General features: G+C 69.2%; 19 protein-coding genes. 11 read left to right on the forward strand and 8 right to left on the reverse strand.

What is annotated here, in order from left to right; genetic code table 11:
- The first annotated feature begins 42 nt into the window (after window positions 1-42).
- From RMN56_RS29390 to RMN56_RS29415, 6 genes are all read left to right on the forward strand, one after another.
- On the forward strand, window positions 43-1,662 hold the full coding sequence (locus RMN56_RS29390) for an ABC transporter substrate-binding protein (protein ID WP_313721097.1): 1,620 nt from the start codon (window positions 43-45) through the stop codon (window positions 1,660-1,662).
- A gap of 72 nt (window positions 1,663-1,734) precedes the next feature.
- Window positions 1,735-2,694 (forward strand): ABC transporter permease, encoded by a 960-nt coding sequence (locus RMN56_RS29395; RefSeq protein WP_313721098.1) that lies wholly within the window; start codon window positions 1,735-1,737, stop codon window positions 2,692-2,694.
- Window positions 2,694-4,685: a dipeptide/oligopeptide/nickel ABC transporter permease/ATP-binding protein gene (locus tag RMN56_RS29400; protein ID WP_313721099.1), complete on the forward strand. Its 1,992-nt coding sequence runs from the start codon at window positions 2,694-2,696 to the stop codon at window positions 4,683-4,685. The genes RMN56_RS29395 and RMN56_RS29400 overlap by 1 nt, the downstream gene beginning before the upstream one ends.
- On the forward strand, window positions 4,682-5,725 hold the full coding sequence (locus RMN56_RS29405; RefSeq protein ID WP_313721100.1) for an oligopeptide/dipeptide ABC transporter ATP-binding protein: 1,044 nt from the start codon (window positions 4,682-4,684) through the stop codon (window positions 5,723-5,725). The genes RMN56_RS29400 and RMN56_RS29405 overlap by 4 nt, the downstream gene beginning before the upstream one ends.
- Complete coding sequence (locus RMN56_RS29410; protein WP_313721101.1) at window positions 5,716-6,636, forward strand: dihydrodipicolinate synthase family protein; 921 nt, start codon at window positions 5,716-5,718, stop codon at window positions 6,634-6,636. The genes RMN56_RS29405 and RMN56_RS29410 overlap by 10 nt, the downstream gene beginning before the upstream one ends.
- A gap of 125 nt (window positions 6,637-6,761) precedes the next feature.
- Window positions 6,762-7,637: a dihydrodipicolinate synthase family protein gene (locus tag RMN56_RS29415; protein WP_313721102.1), complete on the forward strand. Its 876-nt coding sequence runs from the start codon at window positions 6,762-6,764 to the stop codon at window positions 7,635-7,637.
- On the opposite strand, the gene RMN56_RS29420 is transcribed toward RMN56_RS29415, so the two are convergent.
- The 4 genes from RMN56_RS29420 to RMN56_RS29435 all read right to left on the reverse strand — a co-directional run bounded on the left by RMN56_RS29420 (window position 7,553) and on the right by RMN56_RS29435 (window position 12,796).
- The gene (locus tag RMN56_RS29420) at window positions 7,553-8,626 is read right to left on the reverse strand and encodes an acetylxylan esterase (RefSeq protein ID WP_313721103.1); all 1,074 of its coding nucleotides are present in this window, start codon (window positions 8,624-8,626) and stop codon (window positions 7,553-7,555) included. The genes RMN56_RS29415 and RMN56_RS29420 overlap by 85 nt on opposite strands.
- Before the next feature lie 135 nt (window positions 8,627-8,761).
- On the reverse strand, window positions 8,762-10,180 hold the full coding sequence (locus RMN56_RS29425; protein ID WP_313721104.1) for an RNA-guided endonuclease TnpB family protein: 1,419 nt from the start codon (window positions 10,178-10,180) through the stop codon (window positions 8,762-8,764).
- Complete coding sequence (locus RMN56_RS29430; protein WP_313721105.1) at window positions 10,177-10,794, reverse strand: IS607 family transposase; 618 nt, start codon at window positions 10,792-10,794, stop codon at window positions 10,177-10,179. The genes RMN56_RS29425 and RMN56_RS29430 overlap by 4 nt, the downstream gene beginning before the upstream one ends.
- Before the next feature lie 70 nt (window positions 10,795-10,864).
- Window positions 10,865-12,796 (reverse strand): exo-alpha-sialidase, encoded by a 1,932-nt coding sequence (locus RMN56_RS29435; RefSeq protein WP_313721106.1) that lies wholly within the window; start codon window positions 12,794-12,796, stop codon window positions 10,865-10,867.
- A gap of 261 nt (window positions 12,797-13,057) precedes the next feature.
- On the opposite strand from RMN56_RS29435, the gene RMN56_RS29440 reads away from it, so the two are divergent.
- Together RMN56_RS29440 and RMN56_RS29445 are read left to right on the forward strand one after the other, a co-directional pair.
- Window positions 13,058-15,049 (forward strand): beta-galactosidase, encoded by a 1,992-nt coding sequence (locus RMN56_RS29440; RefSeq protein WP_313721107.1) that lies wholly within the window; start codon window positions 13,058-13,060, stop codon window positions 15,047-15,049.
- Window positions 15,046-15,813, forward strand: coding sequence for an SDR family NAD(P)-dependent oxidoreductase (locus RMN56_RS29445; protein ID WP_313721108.1), 768 nt, complete (start codon window positions 15,046-15,048; stop codon window positions 15,811-15,813). The genes RMN56_RS29440 and RMN56_RS29445 overlap by 4 nt, the downstream gene beginning before the upstream one ends.
- A gap of 92 nt (window positions 15,814-15,905) precedes the next feature.
- On the opposite strand, the gene RMN56_RS29450 is transcribed toward RMN56_RS29445, so the two are convergent.
- On the reverse strand, window positions 15,906-17,141 hold the full coding sequence (locus tag RMN56_RS29450; RefSeq protein ID WP_313721109.1) for a sialidase family protein: 1,236 nt from the start codon (window positions 17,139-17,141) through the stop codon (window positions 15,906-15,908).
- Between the two features lie 1,336 nt (window positions 17,142-18,477).
- Here RMN56_RS29450 and RMN56_RS29455 point away from each other — a divergent pair.
- The 3 genes from RMN56_RS29455 to RMN56_RS29465 are packed head-to-tail and all read left to right on the forward strand — an operon-like array spanning window position 18,478 to window position 21,117.
- Window positions 18,478-19,353 carry an RNA polymerase sigma-70 factor gene (locus tag RMN56_RS29455; protein ID WP_313721110.1) on the forward strand — a complete coding sequence of 292 codons (876 nt, stop codon included), beginning with the start codon at window positions 18,478-18,480 and terminating at the stop codon, window positions 19,351-19,353.
- Between the two features lie 47 nt (window positions 19,354-19,400).
- A complete protein-coding gene (locus RMN56_RS29460) occupies window positions 19,401-20,777 on the forward strand; it encodes an NAD(P)/FAD-dependent oxidoreductase (RefSeq protein ID WP_313721111.1) in 1,377 nt (458 codons plus the stop codon).
- Complete coding sequence (locus RMN56_RS29465; RefSeq protein ID WP_313721112.1) at window positions 20,761-21,117, forward strand: sigma-70 family RNA polymerase sigma factor family protein; 357 nt, start codon at window positions 20,761-20,763, stop codon at window positions 21,115-21,117. Before RMN56_RS29460 ends, RMN56_RS29465 begins: the two co-directional genes overlap by 17 nt.
- Window positions 21,118-21,415: 298 nt before the next feature.
- Here the strand turns inward: RMN56_RS29465 and RMN56_RS29470 are convergent, their stop codons facing one another.
- The 3 genes from RMN56_RS29470 to RMN56_RS29480 all read right to left on the reverse strand — a co-directional run bounded on the left by RMN56_RS29470 (window position 21,416) and on the right by RMN56_RS29480 (window position 24,577).
- Window positions 21,416-22,393 (reverse strand): VOC family protein, encoded by a 978-nt coding sequence (locus RMN56_RS29470; protein ID WP_313721113.1) that lies wholly within the window; start codon window positions 22,391-22,393, stop codon window positions 21,416-21,418.
- Between the two features lie 97 nt (window positions 22,394-22,490).
- Window positions 22,491-23,249 carry an SDR family oxidoreductase gene (locus tag RMN56_RS29475; RefSeq protein ID WP_313721114.1) on the reverse strand — a complete coding sequence of 253 codons (759 nt, stop codon included), beginning with the start codon at window positions 23,247-23,249 and terminating at the stop codon, window positions 22,491-22,493.
- Window positions 23,250-23,488: 239 nt separating this feature from the next.
- Window positions 23,489-24,577 (reverse strand): ferritin-like domain-containing protein, encoded by a 1,089-nt coding sequence (locus RMN56_RS29480; RefSeq protein WP_313721115.1) that lies wholly within the window; start codon window positions 24,575-24,577, stop codon window positions 23,489-23,491.
- Window positions 24,578-24,643 lie beyond the last annotated feature (66 nt).

The raw sequence follows: 24,643 nt of genomic DNA on the forward strand, positions 1-24,643 counted from the left end.
AGATCAATTCAAGGCGAAGCCAGATACCCCACAGGAGGCACCGTGAGCGCTCCGGTTTCTCGGCCAGTTTTCAGCCGCCGCGACTTTCTGCGCTACAGCGGAACGGTGAGTGCCGCGGCGGCCATCTCCGCCACCCTCTCCGCCTGCAGCGGTCCCGCGTCCACCAGCTCGGCGGGGGCCGGCGGCGACAAGGGCCTCGTCACCGCCGTCATCGGATACGGCAACAACCAGAGCTGGGACCCGACCATGACGGCGTCGGCCTTCTCCATGGCCGCCATCAACCACATCTACGAGGGACTGGTCGACACCGACCCGATCACCCGCGAGCCCTACCCGGCCCTGGCCACCGCCCTGCCGGCCGACACCTCGGCGACCACGTGGAAGTTCACCCTCCGGCAGGGGGCCAAGTGGCACGACGGGCAGCCGGTCACAGTCGACGACGTGCTCTTCACCTTCCAGCGCATCCTCGACCCGGCCGCCAAGACGCTCACCTACTCCTTCTTCGGGACCTGGCTGAAGGAGGCGCGCAAGGTCGACGACACGAGCGTCGAGCTGGTCTTCAACTTCCCGTTCCCCGATGCGTTGCAGCGCCTGACGATCGCCAAGATCATGCCGAAGCACGTCTTCGGCGCGCCCGGCGGCTGGGACGCGGCCAAGGGCGGCAAGGCGGTCGGCTCCGGCCCCTACAAGATGGTCGCGCACAACCCGAAGTCCAACACCGTGCTCGAGGCTTTCGCCGACTACAACGGCCCCCGCAAGCCCGTCATCAAGAAGATGAACTGGCTGTCCATCGTCGAGGCGCCAGCCCGGGTCGCGAAGATCTCCGGCGCCAGCGCCGAGGCCCAGATCGCCGACAACATCCCGTACGCCAACATCGACCAGCTGCGCAGCGGTGGGCTGACCGTCGAGGGCGGCAAGGGCATGAACCACATGTTCCTCATGTTCAACACAGCCCAGAAGCCCTTCGACGACGTGCGTGTGCGCCAGGCGCTCCTCTACGCCATCGACACCAAGAAGATGATCGACGTGGCGCTCAAGGGCCACGGCACACCAGCCACGAGCTTTCTCAACGAGCAGAATCCGTCGTACGCCAAGGCGAAGACCGCCTACAACTACGATCCCGCGAAGGCCAAGGCCTTGCTGGCCGCCGCGGGCGTGACGAACCTGTCCGTCACGCTGATGGCAGTGAACGTCAGCTGGATCGCCGACTGCCTGCCCACCATCGCCAACTCCTGGCAAGCGGTCGGCATCAAGACCACGCTCGAACCGCAGGACACCGCCGCGCTCTTCACCAAGATGGACCAGTCGCAGTCCTACCAGGTGGTCGCGGCGGCGTCGAACCCGAACCAGTTCGGCCTGGACGCGGACCTAATCCTCCGCTACAACTACACCTCCGGCGGCACCTGGATGAAATACACCAAGTGGGACACCAGCCCGGCGGCCAAGAACCTGTTCGCGCTGATGGACAAGGCCACCCAGGAGCCCGACCGGACAAAGAAGCTGGAGCTGCTGCACCAGTACCTCGACGTCATCGCGGAGCAGGCAGTGCTCTACCCCGTCGTGCACACGGAGCTGATGACCGCCTGGGATCCGAAAAAGCTCACCGGAGTCCGGCCGCAGGCATACCCGGGCATCAACCTGCTGCAGGCGCAGCGCGTCTGACCCCTCGTGCGGCGCCGGGCCGTGCCCGGCGCCGCACCCACCGCCCACCAGCCGCGTCAGGAGGATCAACCAGTGGCAGTCGTCGCCAGAATGCTGGCCCGCCGAATACTCATCCTGATCCCGCTGTTGCTGGGCGTCATCCTCTTCGTGTTCGTCATCATGCGGTTCTCCAACAACAAGCCGGAGTACGCCTACTTCCAGGGCGCCAACCCGACGACGGAACAGATCCACCAGTTCCAGGTGGAGAACGGCCTGCTCGATCCGCTGCCGGTGCGCTACGTGCGCTTCGTCGGCGACCTGCTCCACGGCGACATGGGCACCAGCGTCCTCACCAAGGCGCCGGTGCTCGACTCCGTCGTCACCGCGCTGCCGCTCACGCTGCAGCTGACCTTCCTCGGGCTGGCAGTCGCCGTGGCCCTGGCCGTGATCTTCGGCGTCACCGCGGCGATCTTCCGGGACCGCTGGCCCGACCAGCTCATCCGGCTGGTGTCGCTGATCGGCGTCGCCGCGCCAGGGTTCTGGCTGGCCCTGCTGATGATCCAGTGGCTGGCCGTGGACCGCGGCTGGTTCCCGACCAGCGGCTACATCAATCCCGGCGACTCGTTGACCGGCTGGTTACGGTCGATGACGCTGCCCGCGCTCTCCCTGTCGCTGCCCGTCGCCGCCCAGTTGACCCGGATCATCCGCACGTCGATGGTCGAGGAGTTGGACAAGGACTACGTCCGCACCGCGATCGGCAGCGGCCTGCCACCGATCGTCGTGATCGGACGCAACGTCCTGCGCAACGCGCTGATCAATCCGCTGACGGTGCTGGGCCTGCGCATCGGCTACCTACTCGGCGGCGCGGTGGTCATCGAGACCATCTACGCGCTGCCCGGCATGGGACAGCTCATGATCAACGGCGTGCGCGACGGGGACCCGGCCGTGGTGCAGGGCGTGGTGCTCACCATTGCCACCGGCTTCGTCGTGGTGAACCTCGTCGTCGACGTCCTCTACCTGCTGGTCAACCCGAGAATCAGGAGCGCCGCGTGATGCGCACCGGACTTGCGAGGAGACTCTCCCGGCCCGGAATCCGTTTCCGGCGGCTCAGCCTGCCCTCGTGGATCTCCATCGCCGTTCTCGCCGTGATCGCCCTCGCCGCGGTCCTGGCCTCCGTGCTCGCCCCGCACTCGCCGTACGTGCAGCAGGCGGCCGGCGGCGGGCCCAGCGCGGCGCACTGGATGGGCCTCGACAGCGCGAACCGCGACATCTTCACCCGGCTGCTCTACGGCGCACGGTGGTCATTGATCATCGGGCTCGGGGCGACCGCCATCTCGCTGGTCTTCGGCGCGGTGATCGGCGCGATCGCGGCCACGTCGCGCAAGGCGGTCGACGAAGCGATCATGCGCAGCCTCGACGTCGTCATGGCGTTTCCGGGCATCGCGCTCGCCGCCGTGCTGGTCGCCGTCTTCGGTGGCAGCATCCCGGTGCTGGTGCTGGCGATTGCATTCCTCTACATGCCGTCCATCGCCCGCGTGGTACGCGCGAACGTTCTCGCCCAGTACGGCGAGGACTACGTCGCGGCCGAACGCATCATCGGCGCCCGCACCCCACACATCCTGCTCAAGCACGTGGCGATCAACTGCGCCGCGCCCATCCTCGTCTTCTGCACGGTGATGGTGGCCGACGCGATCGTCTTCGAGGCGTCGCTGTCGTTCATCGGCGCCGGCGTACGCCCACCGGACCCTTCATGGGGCAGCGTCATCGCCGACGGTCGCAACATGGTCCTGCTCGGCGGCTGGTGGGCCACGGTCTTCCCCGGCCTGCTGATCCTGATCACGGTCCTCGCGCTCAACATCCTCGCCGAGGGCGTCTCCGACGCCTGGGCCGCACCGACCGCCCGTCGCGCCGACCCGGTCAAGAAAGCGTCGGAGGTCGACGCGCTCGAGCAGGCGACCCCCGGATCCGGTGAGATCACCGAGCTGCCGGGGCTGGCGAAGGCCGCGCAGCGGCTGGCCGAACGGGCCCGCCCGCTGCCGCAGGGCGAGCCGATCCTGCAGGTCAAGGAACTCGCCATCGGCTTCGAGGGCCGGCACGACGGCGTGGACGTCGTCGACGGCATCTCCTTCGACGTGCGCCCCGGCGAGGTGCTCGGCCTCGTCGGCGAGTCCGGCTGCGGCAAGTCGTTGACCGCGCTGACCATCATGGGCCTGCAACCACACGGCGCCCGCATCGGCGGCCGGATCCTCTTCGACGGCAGGAACCTGCTGACGCTTCCCCGCACCGCCCGCCGCCGGCTGCTCGGCCACGACATGGCGATGATCTACCAGGACGCGCTGTCATCGCTGAACCCCGCGATGACCGTCAGGGCGCAGCTGAAGCAGGTGGTCCGCCGGGGCGGCCGGCGCAGCCCGGCGGAACTGCTGGAGCTCGTGGGCCTCGATCCGGCGCGTACCCTCTCCGCCTACCCCCACGAACTGTCCGGCGGCCAACGGCAGCGGGTCCTGATCGCGATGGCCCTCTCCCGCGAGCCCAAGCTGATCATCGCGGACGAACCCACCACGGCGCTGGACGTGACCGTGCAGGCGCAGGTGATCCAGCTGCTGCTGCGACTGCGTGCCGAGCTGGGTTTCGCCCTGATCCTGGTCTCGCACGATCTCGCCCTCGTCGCCGACGTCACCGACCGCGTCGTCGTCATGTACGGCGGCCAGATCGTGGAGGCCGGCGTGACGGCGACCCTGGTCGGCGCGCCCGCGCACCACTACGCTCGCGGGCTGCTCGGCTCGGTGCTGTCGCTGGAGTCCGGCGCCGCGCGGCTGACCCAGATCCGCGGCGTCGTACCAGCCCCTGCCGACTTCCCCAGCGGCTGCCGCTTCGCCGACCGCTGCCCGATGGCCAGCGAGATCTGCCGTACGCAGACGCCGCGGCTGGCGGGGCAGCGCCACCACGAGGTGGCCTGCCACCACCCGGCGATCGACGTCACGGCGTCCGCCCTCGCCACCGGCGCGAGCGCCGCACCGGCCAGCCCTGCGGAGGCACGATGACTGCGACAAGCACCGAGACTCTCGTCGAGCTCGCCGATGTGCACGTGGTGTACACGGCGCGTTCCGGCGGGCTCTTCCGCCGCGATCGCGTCTACGCACTGACCGGCGCGGATTTCACCATCGAGGCCGGCGAGACGGTGGGTGTCGTGGGGGAATCCGGCTGCGGCAAGTCGACGCTGGCCAAGATCCTGGTCGGGCTGGAGAAGCCCACCACGGGCACGGTGCGATTTCGCGGCCAGGACCTCTGGTCCATGTCCCCTGCCAGGCGTCGGGCGGCGATCGGGTCGAGCACCGGCATGGTGTTCCAGGACCCCTCGACGGCGCTCAACCGGCGGCTGCCTATCCGGCAGGTGCTGCGCGACCCGCTGGACGTGCACCGGGTCGGCAACTCCCGGCAGCGCGAGGAGCGGGTACGCGAGCTGCTCGACCTGGTGGGCCTGCCGTCGAGCGTCGCCGACCTGCTGCCGAGCCAGGTGTCCGGCGGCCAGCGCCAGCGGGTCGCGGTCGCCCGCGCGTTGGCGCAACGGCCGCAGCTGCTGATCGCCGACGAACCCACCAGCGCGCTCGACGTCTCGGTACGCGCGCAGATCCTGAACCTGCTGCTCGACCTGAAGGAGCAGCTCAACCTGGCGATGGTCTTCGTCTCCCACGACATCCAGACGGTGCGGCGCATGAGCGACCGGGTCGTGACGATGTATCTCGGACGGATCGTCGAGCAAACCCCGGCCGGGGCGGTGCCCGGCGGCGCCCGCCACCCCTACACCCGCGCGCTCTTCTCGGCCACGCCCGGGCTGCTCTTCCCGATCGACCCGATCCCGCTGGCCGGACCGGTTCCCTCCGCTACCCGGCCGCCCAGCGGATGCCCCTTCCGTACGCGCTGCTGGAAGGCCGACGACCGGTGTGCCACGGAGATGCCGGGAGTGCAGATCGCCACCGTCGTCCGGCCCGGTGATCACCTGTTCCGCTGCCACCATCCGATCCGCGACGGCTCGACCGACCTCGACCTGATCAGCCAAGCCCAGGAGCCTTCATGTCACTGACCGGCGTCATCCCCCCGGTATCCACCCCGCTGACCCCGGATTTCGAGGTCGACACCGGATCGCTGACCCGGTTGGTGGACCATCTGCTGGACGGTGGGGTGGACGGGCTGTTCGTCCTCGGCTCCACCTCCGAGGTGGCCTTCCTCCCGGACGGTCACCGCAAGATCGTGCTGGACACGGTCCGGGGCCACGTCGCCGGCCAGGTTCCCGTGCTCGCCGGCGTGATCGACATGACCGCCCTGCGCGTACTGGACCACGTGCGGGTGGCCGCCGAGGCGGGCGTGGACGGGCTCGTGGCCACCGCACCCTTCTACGCCCGCACCCACCCCGCCGAGATCGAGCTGCACTTCCGCACCATCGCGGCGCGGGCCGGGTTGCCGTTGTACGCCTACGACCTGCCGGTTTCGGTGCACAGCAAGCTCGGCATCGACCTGCTGCTCGACCTCGCCCGCGACGGTGTGCTGGCCGGAGTCAAGGACTCCAGTGGCGACGAAGGCGGCCTGCGTGGGGTGATCCTCGGGCGACGGGACCGTCGGGACATCGGCTCGTTCAGCGTGCTGACCGGCTCCGAACTCACCGTCGACTCCGCGCTCTGGATGGGCGCGGACGGCGTGGTGCCGGGCCTGGGAAACGTCGACCCGCACGGCTATGCGCGGCTGTTCCGGGCCGCGTCGAACGGCGACTGGGAGGCCGCGCGAGCCGAACAGGAGCGACTGCTGCACCTCTTCGAACTCGTGACTGTCGGCGGACCCCGAATGGGTAGGGGTTCGTCCGCGCTGGGAGCGTTCAAGGCCGCACTGTACCTGCGCGGGATCATCGACTACCCGACGACGGCGGTGCCGCAGATCCCGCTGAACGAGGACGAGATCGCCCGGGTCGGGAAGTATCTGGGCGCAGCCGGCCTGCTGTGACACCCGGGGACGGCGGCCGCGGACAACGGGATACGCCACCAGGGACCAGCCACGAGACGGTGAACAGGCCGCGGGCATCGAGATCGGTGGACCTACGCGGTACGTGGGGGACGCTGCTCCTGCCGTTGCACGCCGACGACACGATCAACTGGGACCTAGCGGCGCACGCACTCGATGTCCTCGTCGCCGCCGGGCTCGATGGCGTCTACGCGCACGGCACCGCGGGCGAGTTCCACACGCTCAGTGAGGACGAGTACGACCGGATCAACGAGCTCGTCGCCGACAAGTGTGCGCGCCACCGGATTCCGTTTCAGCTCGGTGCCAGCCACATGAGCGCGCAAACCTGCCTGGGCCGGGTCCATCGGGCACGGGCGCTCGCGCCGAGCGCCCTGCAGGTGACGCTGCCAGACTGGCTGCCGCTGTCGCGTACCGAGGTGATCCGTTTTCTGGTCAGGATCGCCTCGGCCGCCGAACCGGTCCCGCTCGTCCTGTACAACCCGGCGCACGCGAAGACTCAGGTCGCCGCCGACAGCTACGCCGCGATTCGCCGGGAGGTGCCGAGCCTCATCGGTATCAAGGTCGCCGGCGGCGACGCCGCGTGGTACGCAGCGATGCGGGAGTACGCGGGCGACCTGGCCATCTTCGTCCCGGGGCATGCCCTGGCGACCGGCCTTCGGCATGGTGCCGCCGGCTCCTACTCGAACGTTGCCGCCCTCAATCCGGCCGGCGCCGTCGCGTGGCAGCGGATGATGATTGAGGACCTCGGGGGTGCGCTCGATGTGGAGCGCCGGATCCAGAGGTTCCTGGCCGACCACGTCGACCCGCTCGCCAGGCAGGGCTTCGGGAACCCGGCGCTGGACAAGTTTCTCGCTCATCTCGGCAACTGGGCCGAGATCGGCACCCGAGTTCGTTGGCCTTACGCCTCCGTCGACGAATCGGCTGCCGAGCGGCTACGTCCGACCGTGCGCGGCTGCCTGCCGGAGCTCTTTCCGGGTGAGTGAATTCGGTCGACGACGTTGCCGGTCAGCACGCTTCGCAACCACCGGATCTGCTTCGCACGCTGCATGCCCGCGCCGCCTTCGTGCCCGTTGTACGGCCACACCGTGATCTCCTTGCCGCCCGAGGCGTAGTGGTTGTAGGCCGCAAAGACGGTCGAGGGCGGACACACGCTGTCCATGAGGGCAACCGAGAAGAGAGCCGGCGCGCTCGCGCGGGCGGCGAAGTTCATGCCGTCGAAGTAGCTCAGCGTCGCGAAGACCTGATCGACCTCACCGTGGTAGGTCTTCAGGTACGACACCAACTCGCCGTACGGGAGGGCATCGGTGATCTCGGCGGCGCGCCGGTAGTGGGACAGGAATGGCACGTCGGGCATGGCGGCGGCGAGCCCGTCGACCAGGCCGGCGACGGCGACGGTGATCCCTCCGCCCTGGCTGCCGCCGGTGACCACCACCCGGTCGGGGTTGACCCTGGGGTGCGCGCGCGCCGCGTCGACCGCGCGGACGCCGTCGGCGAGGACCCGGCGGTAGTAGTAGTGGTGCGGGTCGCCGATGCCGCGGGTCAGGAAGCCGGGCGCCTGGGGCAGGCCGACCGGGTCGGGGTCTGGGGTCTCGCCCACGAGTTTGCCGTTGCTGCCCTGCCCCCGGGTGTCCATGACGAGGTGGGCGTAGCCGGCGGCACTCCAGGTGAGCCAGTCGTGCGGCAGGCCGCGCCCGCCGCCGTACCCGAGGTACTCGACCACGCAGGGCAGTCGGCCACTCGTGTGCCGGGGCAGCAGGAACCAGCCGCGCACGGGCTGGCCGGCGAATCCGGGGAATGTGACGTCGTACACCTCGACGGTGGACAGGCCAGCGTCGTAGGGGACGAAGCGGGCGGGCCAGTGCTCGGCTCGCGACTCCTTGAGAGTGGTGGCCCAGAAGTCGTCGAAGTCGGTGGGCTCGTCGCGGGCGGGCAGGTAGTCGCGGAGACGGTCCAGTGGCCAGTCGACGAGCATGATGTTCTTCCCTTCGAGATGCGGGCGTTACAGGCCAGTCACCGTGCCGTTCACGGGGTGCTCCTCGGTCACGGCCGTTGCCGGGCGTCGTCGGAGATGGCACCCACCGCAGGCCCGGTAGGCGCCATCTGCTTCCTACTTGTTGCTCATAGTTGAGCGGTTCGGATGATTCGCTCTCCGCCCGGCGGTGGCTGGGTTGGAGTCCTGGACCGGCAGTCTGGTCCGGTGGCGATCGGTCCTATCCTGCAGGATCTGCTTCACCTTGTGGTGTGGGGTGTGCAGGGCAATGTCGGGGTCGCCGGCTCGGTGCAGGATGTTGATCGCGGCGTTCACGTCGGCCTGCCACACCACCCCGCACGAGGTGCAGTGAAACCGGTCCCCACTGCGTCGGCCGAGCCGGCCGCAGCGGTGACAGGTTTGTGAGGTGTAGGCGGCGTTGACGTGTACGAGCGCAGAACCTCTGCGCTCCGACACGCTTTTCAGGGCCTCGGCGGTGACTCCTTTGGTCCACGCGGCGAGACGCCGGTTGATGTTCTTAGGAAGCTTCTTGCGGCCGGTGAAGCGTTTGGTGAGGTCTTCGGCGATCACGGTGGCGGCCTCGTTTACGACCTCGTGCACGGCGGTGAAGATTTCCGTACGTACCCGGGCACGGTGGCGGGCGGCCTGCCGATCCCGCTTGATCGTGCCGAGATTGTTGACCTTGATCCGGTGCGCTTTCGCGTCGTCGCCACGCAGGGCGGCGTTGTTGGCGATTGAGCGTAGCTTCGCCCGACGGCGGTTACGCTCCTTCAACCGGTCCGACTCGCGGGTGAGCAGGTCGCCGAGCCCGGCACCGTGGGGCTGGCCGTCGGAGTCGGTCAGGGCTTCGGTGTAACCCTTGTCCACACCAAGCCTCCGGTCGCCGCACGGCCGCTGCGACGACCGCATCTGCGCCGCGTCGATCTGGTAGTGCACCTCGACCCGGCCGCTGCGCAGGATCAGGCGCAGCGTCCCGGTCGGGGCGACGGTCGTGGACAGCGGAATTTTGACCATCTTGCGGGGCTCCAGACCGGGAATCGCCAGCCACAACCGTCCCCGCCCATCGACGGCGGTGTGGTACCTGTCGGCGCGCACCACGATCTGATCGTGCGTGCGGTTGTGGCCCCGCTTCCAGTGTTTGCGCATCTGCCGTGACAGGAACGGATCGTCAGCCCACTGGTCGGCCCTCAGCGCGGTGAACATCCGCCTACGCTCGGCCGGATCGTTGGTGTGTCGGCTGATCGCCCGCCGCACCTGTACCTTGGCCGCCTCCAGGTTCGCGGCGATATCGGCCATGGCATCGCGGACGGTTTCCTTCCACGCATTCGCCAACACGGCGAACTGCACATACGTGCCGTCAGCCAACCACCGGTCGCGCACCTGCCGGTCCCGCAGTCCGGCCCCGACACCGTTGATCGAGCCGTAGCGCTGCCACACCTCGCTGCGCACCCGACCCAACCGGCGGGCCTGCTCCGCCAGGGCGGCGTACTTGCCCGCATTCAGTCGGGCCGAGTAGGCAATCCGGGTGACCTTCACCGGTCATCCCCCACGGCTAGATCCGCCCCTTTGAGTTCCTTCTCGTAGCGGCGCAAACCGTCCAGCCGGCGGGAGAAGGTGTGCACGATCGCCAACAAGTCCTCCACCAGCTCCTGCTGCGGGGACAGGGACTCCTGGTTGGCCACAACGATCTCGCAGCCGCCGCGCGCCGCCAGATGCTCCAGCAACTCGAACCCGAACCGCGCCAACCGGTCCTGGTGCGCCACCACCAGCGTGCCAACCTCACCCCGGTCGACCGCATCCATCAACGCCAGGAACTTCTTACGCCGAAGGTCCATCCCGCCGCCGACCTCGCTGATCCACTCGTCCACGGCCAGACCACGAGCGAGGCAGAACTGTTGCATCGCCGCCACCTGCGAGGCCAGATCGGACTTCTGACCCGGCGACGAGACCCGGCAGTACACCACAACCTTCCGCCGGACGGCGTCGAAGCCCGGCCGCAACACCCGGCGCACATCCGAATCGTCGAAATACCGCTGCCCGGACGGCAGACGACGGGCCGCGATCCGACCCTCCGCCTCCCACCGGCGCACCGTGCTCACCGAGCGGCCCACCCGCTTGGCGAACTCACCGATCCGATAGACGCTGCCCACAGCGGTCAACTATGGATAGTTCTGAAGAGGAAAGCAACCACCAGTAGCTGCTCCTGACGAAGGCTGTCGGTCAGCCGACGGTGTCCAGCGGCAGCCTGAGCCCGAGTCGGCCGCCGATCGGGAGGTTCTGCTCCTGGATCAGGGCCAGTTCGGTGGCGGACAGGGCGCGGCGGTAGACGCGTACCTCGTCCAGCGTGCCGCGGAAGCGGTCCACGCCGTCCAGGCGCTGTCCGATGTGAAGCCCTTGGATGCCGAACTCCTGACCGAGGGTCACCGAGCCGGCCGGCGCCGCCGCCGACGAGACCTGAACGCCGTCCACCAGCAGCCTGAGCTGCCCGTCCGCCCGCTGGAGCACGACAAAGTGCCACTGCCCGTCGTTATACGCGCTCGGCGACTGCACCGTGACGTTGTACCGGCCGACCGAGAGGATCGCGCGGATGCGACTGCTCGCCGGCTCGGCCCGCAGCCATACTGCAGGCGGGTTGGTGCCCGAGTTCACCCGGTAGAACCACAGGATCGAGTGCGCGCCGGTCTTCTCCGAGTACCGGATCCACGTGCTCAGCGTGAAGTCGTCCCCGCCGAGGTCGATCGACCGGTCGAACGGCACCTCCACCCGATCGTCCACTCGGTCGAGTGCCAGCCCGTTGCCGAACCGGCCGTCGGTGACCTGGGCGCCACCGCGGACGTAGGCGTCGTTGCGGTGGGGCGACTCGTCAGGCGTCCGCGGTCCGGGTGCCGGCGGTGCGGGAATGCCGGGCGGAATGCCGTTCGGGGTGTCGAGGTACGCCTCGTTGAACCGGGCGAACCGGATCGTCTCGTACGGGCTGACTGCGCCGGCCTCGTACATCAGTGCCGCCTCGTCACCGTCGAGGCGCAGCATGTCCGAGTAGGCCGTGGGACCCCAGTAGAAGACCTTGCCCTCGTTCCAGGTCTCGAAGCTGCGCCCCTCGTCGTAGGACGAGCGGATGCCCAGCGCCTCACGGGCGCTGGGGTGCAGCGGGGAGGAGAAGAGAATGCGGTCATCGCTGAATCGCAGCAGGGAGCCCTGGACGTCGGTCGTGGCGAGGGCCGGCATGGTGCGGAAGGGAGCATCCCACGTCTCGCCGCCGTCGCTGCTGATCGCGTACGCCCGGTTGCCCGGGTCGGTGCCGCGCTCGCGGGCCGACGCGTAGATCCGTCCGTCGGTGAGCTCTACGACGGTGACCTCCTGCGCGATGACCCCACCGTCGTCGCGGAACGTCTCCGCACCAATGTTCCAGGTCACCCCGCTGTCATCGCTGTAGAGCAGATGCGTGCCGTAGACATGCTTGCCGACCCGGTCCCAGCTTTCGAAGCTCGCCCCGACCACCAGCCGGCCGGCGTGTGCCCCCCGCTGAAGCTGGATCCCGTGCATCGGCCCGGTGGCGTACCAGAAGTTCCACTCCGGGCGCTTGCCCTCGGTCATCTCGCGGGCGGCCGACCAGGTTGCCCCGTTGTCGTCGCTGAACTGCACCCACGGGTCGCGGTCACAGCCATTGGAGCACGGCTCGGGACCGTTGTGCGTGCTCACCACCACGACGCGCCCAGTGGTCCGGTCGACGATCGGCACTGGGTTGCCGTGGGTCTCGCCGTTGCCCTCGGAGACCACTTGCAGCGGCCCCCAGGTCCGGCCGCCGTCGGCGGAGCGGCGCAGCACGAGGTCGATGTCCTCGTCGTCGCCGCAGTCCTTCACCCGCCCCTCGGCGAAGGCCAGAATCATCCCGTTCTTCGCTCGCACCACTGCCGGAATGCGAAAACAGGCGTATCCGAAGTCTCCGCGCTGGTAGAGCACTTGCTCGTCGACGTGCGGTTCACTGGTCTGGCTCTCGCCGGCCGCCGTGCTCGTGCCCGTGGAAGCGGGTTCCGCGCGCGCGGGGCCGGCGAGCATGCTGAGGACGACGCCGGCCAGGGTCAGCACCGCCCCGAAGCCACGGTAGCGGCGGCGTGAGCTGGTCAGACCCTCCGGCGAATACCCATCGTTCATCTCCTCGCACCCTCCATCAGAGTCGTGCGCCCCGTTGTCCACTCGGGATGGCTCCGGGCGACCGGATGCGTCGCCGAGGTGGATACGTAGGACGTGGGATGTCATGTTGCCGAAACGATACGCGTATCGACGGGGGCGGACAAGCACCCTTGACGTAGCCGGCAGGTCACCCTACTGTCCCGGCAACGACGGACATCCCATGTCTTGGTCGTGCTCACGGTACGAGCGGCAGACCGAGCTTACCGAGAGGAAGTGGGTGGCATGACCATGCCGAAGATCGTGTTCGGCGGGGACTACAACCCCGAGCAGTGGTCCGAGGACGTCTGGGTCGAGGACATGAAGCTCATGGTCGATGCCGGGGTGTCGCTCGTATCCGTCGGCATCTTCTCCTGGGCAAGCGTGCAGCCACGTCCCGGCACCTACGAGTTCGGCTGGTTCGACCGGGTGATGGACAACCTCGCTGAGGCCGGTATCGGAGCCAGCCTCGCCACCATGACCGCTTCTCCCCCACCCTGGCTGTCCCGGCACCACCCGGAGGTGCTACCGGAACGCGTCGACGGGGTGCGGCTGTGGCCCGGCGGGCGGCAGCAGTACTGCCCGTCCAGCCCGGTGTACCGCGAGTACGCCGGGCGGTTGGTCGAGCACCTCGCCCGCCGCTACGCCGGGCACCCGGCGCTGAAGCTGTGGCACATCGGCAACGAATACGGCTGCCACGTGCGGGCCTGCTACTGCGACGTATCGGCCGAGGACTTCCGGCGCTGGCTGCGCGAGCGGTACGGCGACATCGACGCGCTCAACGAGGCGTGGTCGACGACGTTCTGGTCGCAGCGCTACGACGACTGGGCGGACATCCTGCCGCCGCGCAGCGCGCCGACCTTCGCCAACCCCGCCCAGAAGCTGGACTTCGCCCGGTTCAGCAACGACGCGATTCTCGCCTGCTATCTCGCCGAGCGTGACATCGTGCGCCGGTTCGCCCCGGGCGTACCGGTGACGACGAACTTCATCGGCCTGGTCCACAAGCCGATCGACTCCTACCGGTGGGCCGCCGAGCAGGATGTGGTCAGCCTCGACAGTTATCCCGACCCGCACGATCCGCGTGCTCACGTGGAGGCCGCGTTCGGCTATGACCTGATCCGCTCGGCGCGTCGCGGTCAGCCCTGGCTGCTGATGGAGCAGGCACCCAGCGCGGTCAACTGGCGCGAGCGCAACGCGCCGAAACCGCCGGGGCTCATGCGGCTGTGGAGTTGGCAAGCGGTGGCGCAGGGCGCGGACGGCGTGCTCTTCTTCCAGTGGCGCCAGGCCGTCGGAGGCGCCGAGAAGTTCCACTCGGCGATGGTGCCGCACGGTGGTACCGAGACCCGCGCCCATCGCGAGATCCGAGCGCTCGGGCAGGAGATCGCGGGTGTCGCCGAGCTGGCCGGCACGCGGGTGCACACCGACGTCGCGCTGCTGCACGACTGGGCCAACTGGTGGGCGCTGGAGTCGGACGCCCACCCGGCCGTGCTCGATCTGCTGGAAACCCACCGAGCGCACTACGCGCCGTTGTTCGATGCCCACGTCACCTGCGATGTCGTATCGCCGGCCACGGACCTGTCCGGCTACCGGCTCGTCGTCGTGCCGAACCTGTACCTCATGTCCACCGAGGTGGCCGACCGCCTACGTCGCTACGTCGAGGGCGGCGGGCACCTGGTGGTGTCGTTCTTCTCCGGCATCGTGGACGAGTCCGACCGCGCTTACCTCGGCGGATACCCGGCCCCGATGCGAGACCTGCTGGGGCTGCGCATCGACGAGTTCTGGCCGCTGCCGGCTGGCGGCACGATCGAACTGGACATCGCGGGAGAGCGGCGCACCGGCACCGTGTGGTCGGAATGGATCGAGACCGAGGGAGCGGAGGTGCTGGCCACCTTCGCCGACGGCGAGCTGGCCGGCCGGCCGGCGGTCACCCGCCACTCGTACGGCGCCGGTGTGGCCTGGTACCTGGCCACCCGGCCCGAGCCGACGGCGATGGGCGAGCTGTTCGACCGCATCCGTGGCGAAGCGGGCGTGGAGCCGGTGCTCCCCGATCTGCCCGCAGAGCTGCAGGCGGTGGTCCGGCACGGCCCGGACACCTCGTACCTCCTGCTGCTCAACCACGGCGCCGAGGCGGTCACGGTCGCGTTGCCCGCGCCGGCGGTCGATCTGCTCGGCGACCGGGAGCGTACGGTCGGCGCCGTGTCGCTCGCTCCCGGCGGCGTCGCGGTGCTACGGAGGTGAACGGGACGGTTCCCGGCCGTTTCGCGGGGCAGGTCGCCGCCGTCACCGGCGCCGCCCGCGGAATCGGCGCCGCGAGCGCGCGCCGGCTGGCGGCCGAGGGAGCGTCCGTACTGCTGCTCGACGTCGCTGACGAGCATGGCGCCCGCGTCGCCGCGCAGATCCGCGACGCGGGCGGCACCGCCCGCTACGTCCACTGCGACGTTGCCACCGAGTCGGACTGGCGGGCCGCCCGAGAGGTGGTCCGTACCGAGTTCGGCGGGCTGGACATCCTGCACAGCAACGCCTTCGTGCAGCACGCGGGCGCGGCGCACGAGCTCGACCCCGCGGCCTGGAACCGCGTGCTCGCGGTCAACCTCACCGCGCTCCATCTCGGCGTCCGAGCCTTCGTCGGCGACCTGCGCGACCGTCGTGGTTGCATCGTCGTGACGTCGAGCGTGCACGCCCTGTTCGGGCTTCCGGGCAGCCCCGCATACGCCGCCAGCAAGGGCGGGCTGGCGGCACTGACCCGGCAGCTCGCCGCAGAGTACGGACCTCAGGTGCGGGTGAACGCCGTGCTGCCCGGGCCGGTGGACACCGACGCCTGGCGCGGGCTGGGCGCGGAGGCGCGGAAGCGAGCTGCGGCGGCGACGGTCCTTGGCCGTCTCGGCGACCCGGCGGAGGTGGCCGCCGTGGTGGCCTTCCTGGCCAGCGCCGACGCGTCGTACGTGACGGGGGCGAGTCTTCTGGTGGACGGCGGCTGGAGCGTCACGAAGGATTCGCCCTGACGCGGGCGCACCGGTGCCGCCGCCCACGGCGGCGGCACCGGTGCCGGGATCACCGGCTCCCGCGACCCGGTGAGGAGGTTCGCGACCGGCCGTCACGGTCGAAGCTGAGCGACCGGGACCCGCCGGAAGGTGATCGTCTCGTTCGCCCCGAAGTTGCCCGTCTCGTAGAGCACGCCAACCGTGTCGGGGGCGAGCTGGACCAGGTCTGAGTAGGCGGCGGGGAGACCGGACAGCGCCAGGGCCGGCCGCCAGGTCGCGCCGTGGTCGGTACTCATCCGCAGGGTCAGCGCCGCGCGGCTGTTCGGGTCCGCGGGGCCGGAGAAGAGCAGTTGGTTACTTGCCCCGGTCAGCTGCAGGACGCTGCCCTGCACGACCGGCGCCACGAGCGTGGCCTGCGGGCGGTGCGGCAGTTCCAGGCTCTCGCCGCCGTCGCGGCTGTAGGCGTCGGCGCGGTTGCCCGGCGCGCTGCCGTTGTGCTCGCGCGTGTTGACGTATAGACGACCGTCGGGCAGCTCGGCCACCGTGGACTCATTCACGTTGATGTACCCGTTCGGATTGTCGTCGACCGAACCGATCCGCCAGCTCTCACCTGCGTCGTCGCTGTAGAGCAGATGCCCGCCGTAGTACTTCGCCTCCGTACCGAGGTCGGCGGAGCCGGCCGGCGGTGCGATCGAATGGTTGGCCGGGACCACGAGCCGGTTCCGGTGCGTGCCGCCGGTCAGCCGGATCGCGTGGCCCGGGCCCGTGGCGTACCAGCGCCAGTTTTCTGCCTTGGCCTGCGCGGTGATCTCGCGCGGCGCGGACCAACTCGCCCCGTCGTCGTCGCTGTGCTGGACGAAGACCCGGCGGCTCTGCTCGGCCGGCACCTCGCCGCGCATGATCGCCGCCTCGGACGCGGTCCCGCCGTTGTACGTCGACAGCAGCACGACCCGACCGGTCGCGGTCACCACCGGGGCGGGATTGCCCGCGGTGTTGGGGCCGCTGTCGTGTACCACCTGCAGCGGTCCCCAGGTGCATCCGCCGTCGGTCGACCGCTTGAGCACGAGATCGATGTTGCCGGCGTCGCTGAGTGAGGCGAGCCGCCCTTCGGCGAAGGCCAGCAGCGTGCCGGAACGGGTGGCAACGATCGCGGGGATGCGGAACGCGTTGTAGCCCTCGGTTTCGGCAGTGAAGGGCACCGATCCTTCGCAGCGTGAGCCCTGATCGGTCGCTGCCCGCGCCGCCGGGGCTGATGGAACGCTGGCGCCGGCCAGGCTTGCGACCAAGGCGGCGCAACCGACGACGATCGCCGTCCGGGACGCGGGGGTCTTGAGGGTGGTACTGGACACGATGCCACCTTCTTTCGGGGGATGGGACGTGCGGACGGTGAGGGCTCCGTCCCGGAGCGGGCAACCGAGCCATCGACAATTGGACATAGGACGTCCTATGTGACGCTAGGCTCGGCCCAGCGGCTAAAGCCAGGTGCCACGCGACGAGCGGTCGATCTGCTGCGGCGAACGGTCGACAGCAACGGACGGCATCCCATCTCTGACAGCGTCTGCCCGACGGGCTGCGCCGCCCCCTCCTGCCGAGATTCGGGTGCGGCGTATGGCGGGCGCAGGACGGTGGCACTCCCCCGCCGGCGGCCAGCGCGGACTGAGGCGCGGCGAGTCGCGGGATCATGATTATTGGTACCGGCTCGGCGCCTTCCCCGACCCCGAGGTTCAGCGGCTCGCCGAGATCGCGGCCGAGGAGGCGTCGTAGGCGTGTAAACGCAGACGGCCCCCGCAGCTGGTCGTGCTCCGGCGGCGGGACATTCGTGTATGAACCGGGAGTCAGGCGCGGCGCCGGCTCGTCGGCACGGGCCGACAAACCGGGCGGGCCGCCCGGTGGTCGGCGTACCCGGGGGAGGTCCGATCATCGACCGATGCGATTACGACACTCTCGTGGCCCCGGCCGTCGCCGCCGCGTTCGCCCACACCGGCTGCGGTGGCAGCGACGCGCCGACCGTCGCCGGGCCCGTATGCAATCGCCATCGGTGAGCGCCTGGCGGGTTCGAGGACTACCCGACTCCCCAAGCGTCACGTCTTCGTTCGCGCCCATCTAAATCACGTGAGATGGGTCGCCGACAGCACGGCAAGTAGGAAGGCTCGTGCTCACGCTGCCGCTGATGATCCGCTGACGCCCAACGACAACTGACGTGTTATCCGGCCAGCGGTAGGGAGGGCGAGACAGCACGGTGCTGATGGTCATCGACCGGCGGCTCAGGCGTTGCCGGCGGCGTCAACGACACCGGACCCTTCGGGAACGACGAGACGATCATCCTGGAGGAGAGCGTCGGGATCTGGGGCCACCTGACCGGGAATCCGTTCAGCCGGATCGCGGCCCGCCGGGCAGCCTGCCTCCGGCCTCGCAGCACAGCGTCTGCAATCGGTTTCGTGCGGTTGCCACAGCTAGAACCCAGTTCAAGGGGGCACCGCACCGACTTCTTGACGAAATCGATTGCATGTCGCCGGTGGGGCCGTCGCCACGGTGTTGCTGCTGGCCGGCATCGAGCCGGGCGGAGCCGTGGTGCACGGAGCCGGCGTGGGCGTCCTCGGGCTGTCCGTATCCGGGGTCGAGCGCGGCGAGGAGTCTGTGACAGGAGGCTAGCCTGGAACGGCGAACGATTTGGGGGAGACAGTGGTGGGGGATCTCGACGAGGCGGCGGCGATCTTCACGGGCGTGCGGCCACGTCTGTTCGGGATCGCGTACCGCATGTTGGGCAGCGCCAGCGAGGCCGAGGACCTGGTGCAGGACGTTTGGCTGCGCTGGCAGGCGACCGACCGGAGCGTGGTGAAGAATCCGGGCGCGTTTCTGGCGACGACCACGACGCGGCTCGCGATCAACGAGCTGCAGTCGGCGCGGGCGCGCCGCGAGACGTACGTCGGTCCGTGGCTGCCGGAGCCGGTCGACACTAGCGCGGACCCGTTCCTGGGCGCCGAGCGCGGGGAGGCGCTCGAGCTCGCGGTCCTGATGCTGATGGAGAAGCTCACCCCGCAGGAGCGGGCGGCGTACGTGTTGCGGGAGGCGTTCGACTACCCGTACCCGCAGATCGCCGCAATCCTGCAGTCCACCGAGCCGGCCGTGCGGCAGCTGGTCAGCCGGGCGCGTAAGCACGTCGCCGGCGAGCGGAAGATCCGGGTGCCCGAGTCCGCGCAGCGCCGGCTGCTGGCAACCTTCCTCGAGGCCGCCCGCACCGGTGATCTCGAAGCATTGGAGAAGTTGTTCGCGGCCGACGTGGCGAGCATCTCCGACGGCAACGGCGCGCGGCAGGTCTCCCGCAAGGTCATCGTGGGCGCGGCCCGGGTGGCGAAGTACATCGCCGCGTTCTCGACCGAGTACTGGAAGGGCATGGACCTGCGGTGGGTCACCACGAACGGGCAGACCAGCGCGATCATGCGCCGCGGTGACGCGGTCCTCGGGATCGTCACGGTCGTCGCCTCTTCGGAGGGTATCGACCAGGTGCTGTGGATGATGAACTCGGAGAAGATCGCCGCCATGGCCGACGTCACAAACTAGGGGGCAGCCCGGTCTCTATTGGCGAAGGCGAGAGACAGGGGACGAAGGTGCGGACCATCCTGGTGGTCGGCGGCGGGTACGCCGGCTTCTACACGGCCTGGAAACTGGAGAAGAAGCTGCGCCGGGGCGAGGCGCGGGTCATCGTCGTTGACCCCCGGCCGTACATGACCTATCAGCCGTTCCTGCCCGAGGTGGTGGCCGGCTCGGTCGAGGCGCGCCACGCCGCTGTCTCACTGCGCCGGCACCTGCGGAGGACGGAGATCATCGCGGGCCGGGTGACGGCGGTCGACCACGCGCGCAAGACGGTCACGGTACGTCCGGCGGTGGGTCGGGAATATCCGCTCGCGTACGACATCATCGTCGTGACCGCCGGTGCGGTGACCCGCACCCTGGCCATCCCCGGGGTGAGCGACCACGCGATCGGCATGAAGCACGTCGAGGAGGCCGTCGCGATCCGCGACCGGTTGCTGACCGCCTTCGACCAGGCCGCGACGCTGCCGCCCGGGCCGGAGCGCCGGCGGCTGCTCACCGTGACGTTCGTCGGCGGTGGCTTCTCCGGGGTCGAGGGCTTCGGTGAGCTGCTGTCGCTGGCGACGGCGCTGATCCGGCGCTATCCCGAGCTGAGCCTGGACGAGCTGAGCTTCCACCTGGTGGAGGCACGCGACCGGATCCTGCCCGAGGTGACCGACGGGCCCGGGCAGTGGGTCGTGCGCTCGCTGACGAAGCGCGGCGGGCGGGTTCACCTGAACGCGCAGCTGCTCTCCGTGCGCGACGGTCACGTGGTGCTGTCCACCGGTGAGGAGTTCGATTCTGAGCTGATCGTCTGGACGGTCGGCAACGCTGCGAACCCGATGGTGCACAACCACAGCGACCTGCCCGTCAACGGGCGCGGGATGCTGGTGGTCCGCGCCGACCTGCGGGTCGGCACCGAGGACGCGCCGGTGCCGGACGCGTGGGGCGCCGGCGACGACGCGGCCGTCCCCGACCTCGCGGCGGAGCGGACCGGCGTCTCGACGGTGCCCAATGCCCAGCACGCGGTGCGCCAGGGCAAGCTGCTGGCCCGCAACATCGTCGCCACGCTGCGCGGGCGGGAGCCGAAGCGGTACGTGCACCACAGTCTCGGCACGGTCGCCACGCTGGGCCTCGGCCGCGGCATCTTCCAGTTTCACCGCCTGGTCATCAAGGGCTTCCCGGCCTGGCTGATGCACCGCGGCTACCACGTGCTGGCGGTGCCGACGTGGGAGCGCAAGGTCCGGGTGCTCGCGGTCTGGGCGACCGCCGCGCTGTTCGGCCGGGACATCGTCTCGCTGACCTCGGTGCAGCACCCGCGGGAGGCGTTCCTGGCCGGCGCGCACGCACCGGCACCCGCGGAGGCGGGTGCGCCGCCGGCGGGTGTCATGACCGGCGATGCCGCGCGTTCATGACGACGTCGTACGCCGGCTTGCGGCCGCCTGCCACCTGGGCGACGTCACCGCGATCGAGGCCGTCCTCGGCGCGGACGCCGTTGCAGTGTGCGACAGCGGCGGCCGTGTGCCCGCTCCGAGACGTGCGGTGCACGGAGCGGCCGAGGTCGTCCGGCTCCTCCGTGCCCTGCTGCCCGGAACCGACCTCACCGTTGAGAGCGTCAACGGGCACGCCGGACTGGTGATCCGCCAGACCGGGCGTGCCGTGGCCGTGATCGCCGTGAGCTGCGACGAAAACCGGGCCGCAGCCCTTTGGATCGTGCTGAATCCCGCCAAACTGCGGGACTGGCACCGCAGCTGAACCGGACCATCGCCGCAGGACGCTATCGCCGAGCACTAGGGCCCCTTTTGGTCCCATCGGCTCCCCTTCGCGCAGATAGACGCAGGCATCGGCCCCTAGACCCGCTGGGCGATGCCTCGGCTGCCGTCGCCGGCTCCTGGGCCAGGTCTTTGGCTTCGCTGGCGGCCACGGTGACGTCCCTGCCGGCGTTGACAGCCCAGTCGCCTCGATAGTGGCGTCGAGCGCAGCAGATTGGCCCTCCGTCAGGGTCGCCCCATTCGCCGACCACCCTGCCGTGAAGGCTGTCACCGATGCCGAGTCAGCTGGTGGGATCGTGCGGATGTGTGATGGCACGCTTGCCCTGCAACAGTCCCGTGGACTGACCGATCTCGATGAGGTACCCGTCCGGGTCCCGCAGGTAGCAGCGGATCTCAGACGCGCGGTCGATCGGCGGCGTCAGGAACTGCGCGCCGTTCGCCTTCCACTGCTCGTAACAGGCGCGGATGTCGGCGACCCGCAAGTTCAGGAAGATCGATGTGGTGTCGCCGGGCTGGTAGTCGACCACCGAGATTCCCGGCTTGTCGGGGGTGGGCGGGCCACCCGGATTCATGATGATCCACGAATTGGACAGCCTGACGATGCAGGGATTCTCGTTCAGCACGACGGTGCCGCCCAGAACGCGGGCGTAGAAGTCGCGGGACCGCGCTACGTCGCGCACGGTGATGAACAGCGTCACCAGAATGCCCTCGGCGGGCGCCGGGACGTTGGCGAAGTCCGGCGCGGGCTCTGTCCTGGGATTGCGCCATTCCGGCGGGCGTTGGGACGCCGGCCCCGTCACGGGGGCAGCGCTCGGCACCGCAGCGGACTGGGCCCGGTGCACTAGCCGGCCGAGGTAGAGCAGGAGTATCGCCAGCACCACCTCGATGCCGAGTCCGGTGCCGACTCCGAGCGCTTCCCGAAGCGAGAAGTGGTCGACGTGCGTGACGTGGTAGGTGAAGTGCGTGGCAGCGTAGATCAAGTAGCCGAGCAGCGCCGACCGAACGACCTTGCTGTCGAGCACCACAGCGGCGACGTACAGCATGGCGGTCAACGCGAGCCCGAGGCCGCCGACGTCGGACACCAGATGCTCGTTGTACGCGGGGTCGAGTCGCACCGTCGGGAAGTCGTCGTAGAACGATCGGGGAAACACGTACTGCCAGACGGAGGCAACCGTCTGCAGCGCGGCCAGGGTGATCAGCCCGCCACGCAGCCACTTCTTCATCATCGGTACAGCGGTGTCGGTGGATTGAGGTGTCATGGCTGGAAGGCTCTCGGCTCGGCGGATTGGTGACAGGTCCCAGCCACGGAAAGCGGCAGCGAGCAGCAAGGACGACCCCCGTCCCGGGCTCGAGCCATCACTGTGCGGCGTCGGTCTTCGCCGTCTCAGTCAGCCATTGACCGAACCGCAAAGTGCCACGGGGACCCGGCCCGGCGGGAAGCAGGCCACCGTTGGCCATCGACCACCCCGCAGCTGACGGCCACGGCACGCTCACTACGAATTTGCGCGGGCCTCGTACCGTGGCTACCCGGCGTACGGCCGACGACATCATCAACACCTCAGGTCCGGCGATCTCCGGAACACGCCCCAACGCGGGTCCTTCGGCCAGGCGCACCAACTCGGCGGCCACCTCAGCCGCCGCCACTGGTTGGGTACGCATCCGCGGGACAACGGCCACGGGTCCTGGGAAGAGGGTGAGTGACTGTACGGCGAACTCGAAGAACTGGGTGGCCCGCAGGATGGTCGCCGGCACCGGGCCGGCGAGCACGAGTCCTTCCTGACGATGCTTACCGTGGTAGTAGCCCCAGTTCACCCGGTCGATACCGACAATCGAGAGCAGTACGTGGTGATTGACCCCGCACCGTTGTTCCGCCTTCAACAGGTTCCGCGTGGTCGTCTCGAAGAACCGAGTCGAGGCGCGCTTACTGATTGTCTGGATGTTCGACACGTCGACCACGGTCGCCACGTTCCTGGGTGCGTCGTCCAAACCCACTCCGTTGGTCAGATCGATTCCGTGAGACCGGGAGATCACCACGACGTCATGGCCCGCCGCGCGCGCCCGCTCGACGACCAACTTGCCGACCCAGCCCGTACCTCCAGCCACCGCGATCCGCATCGCGTCACCTTTCTCTCATAGTCGCCCGCCGAACAGCCGCGCGTTCACCGGCACGTGTTGAAATGAGGCCCATGTCGAGGGCGGTGCTGTGACACCCAACGCGTTCTTGTTCGGAATCATGTACGGCCAGTACAAAGCTCATCTGCGGTGCCAGTCCCGCACTTCGGCGGTATTCAGCGCGGTCCAAGGGCTACGGCCCGGTCCTCGTCGCAGCTCACGGCGATCACGGCGACCGGGCGTCACGGCCGCCTGAGTTCCGGGGGTACGTAGTCGAATGTCGGGCCCGCTGTTGTGCTTCCTCCATCGGACATCTCCATCAGTCCCTGCGCCTGGGCCTTGAGGGCGTACATGGTGCCGGTCGCGACGCCGAGCATCCCCGGGCTGCCGTTGAACGCCTGCTCCAACAGATTCAGCACGGCGCAGTAGGTGTGGTTGAAGTCTTCCTGGGCGGCGCGGATCGGACTACCTGGAGCGTGGTCGGCCAGACGTGGGTTGGGCCGCATCGGGTAGACGCCGCCGAGGTCGACCGAGAGGGCCTCGCCGGTGGGCCCGGATCGCGAGGTGTCACCGCGCCGGTATCGCCGGCCCAGCTTGAGTTCCAGGAACCGGTAGTAGTGCGCGACCTCGTCCCGGTCGGGGTGGAGGATGTCCTGGTCACCGTCCCAGACCTCGCCTCGTGCCGTGCCTTCGCCCTGCTCGACGATCTCCTCCAACGCTGCCATTGCCGAGTTGAGATCGCTGACCGCGATCAGCCGTCCGCCGCTGTGATGGAACGGGCCCGCGGTGACCTGGCGAGCCGGGTCGCCGCAGAAGACCGTTCGCTCGCCGAGTTCAGCGCACAGATCGCGCACTCCCTGTTCGATCGCGCTGTAGAACTGCCCGATCGTTTCGTAGCTGTCGCCCTCGGCCGGGGCACCAGGGGGTGCCGGCCGTTCGAGTCGGAGGAACATCTCAATTGCTTCCGCCCCGAACGGAACCAGCGACAGCTCCAGAGAGCGGTCGCCGTGGGGCAGAAGCCTGGGATAGCGCGGCAGCATCTTCGGCGTGTCCAGCCGAGGGTGCCCGCCGACGGCGTTGAGCAGGTTCGCGGCCAGCGCCAGGTGGATCATCTCTTCGACGAAGACGCTGCCCACCACCTGAACGGCTTCGGGGTTGCGCGACGGGTCGAGCGAGTAGAGCGCGCAGAGGTACGACGGCAGGGTGGCGTGTTCCAACTCGATCGCCCATTGCAGGTGCTTGCGAAGATCTTCGAGCGTCTCAATCCGCATCGTCGATGGGGCTGCCACTGTCCGTTGCGGTTCTGAGTGAGTCGTGGTCGGGTTGGTCATTTCTTCTCCGTGTGCTGCTTGTCCGGCACGGGGCTGGGCGGGCGACCGCAGGATCAACTGCATCGA

Source organism: Micromonospora halotolerans (genome assembly GCF_032108445.1).
Classification (GTDB): domain Bacteria; phylum Actinomycetota; class Actinomycetes; order Mycobacteriales; family Micromonosporaceae; genus Micromonospora; species Micromonospora halotolerans.

Excerpts from the sequence above, each read along its gene's own strand:
- RMN56_RS29405 (WP_313721100.1), top strand. The coding sequence starts at position 4,682 with ATGACTGCGACAAGCACCGAGACTCTCGTCGAGCTCGCCGATGTGCAC.
- RMN56_RS29470 (WP_313721113.1), bottom strand. The coding sequence starts at position 22,393 with ATGACACCTCAATCCACCGACACCGCTGTACCGATGATGAAGAAGTGG.
- RMN56_RS29435 (WP_313721106.1), bottom strand. The coding sequence starts at position 12,796 with ATGAACGATGGGTATTCGCCGGAGGGTCTGACCAGCTCACGCCGCCGC.
- RMN56_RS29475 (WP_313721114.1), bottom strand. The coding sequence starts at position 23,249 with ATGCGGATCGCGGTGGCTGGAGGTACGGGCTGGGTCGGCAAGTTGGTC.
- RMN56_RS29440 (WP_313721107.1), top strand. The coding sequence starts at position 13,058 with ATGACCATGCCGAAGATCGTGTTCGGCGGGGACTACAACCCCGAGCAG.
- RMN56_RS29480 (WP_313721115.1), bottom strand. The coding sequence starts at position 24,577 with ATGACCAACCCGACCACGACTCACTCAGAACCGCAACGGACAGTGGCA.
- RMN56_RS29465 (WP_313721112.1), top strand. The coding sequence starts at position 20,761 with ATGCCGCGCGTTCATGACGACGTCGTACGCCGGCTTGCGGCCGCCTGC.
- RMN56_RS29410 (WP_313721101.1), top strand. The coding sequence starts at position 5,716 with ATGTCACTGACCGGCGTCATCCCCCCGGTATCCACCCCGCTGACCCCG.
- RMN56_RS29420 (WP_313721103.1), bottom strand. The coding sequence starts at position 8,626 with ATGCTCGTCGACTGGCCACTGGACCGTCTCCGCGACTACCTGCCCGCC.
- RMN56_RS29400 (WP_313721099.1), top strand. The coding sequence starts at position 2,694 with ATGCGCACCGGACTTGCGAGGAGACTCTCCCGGCCCGGAATCCGTTTC.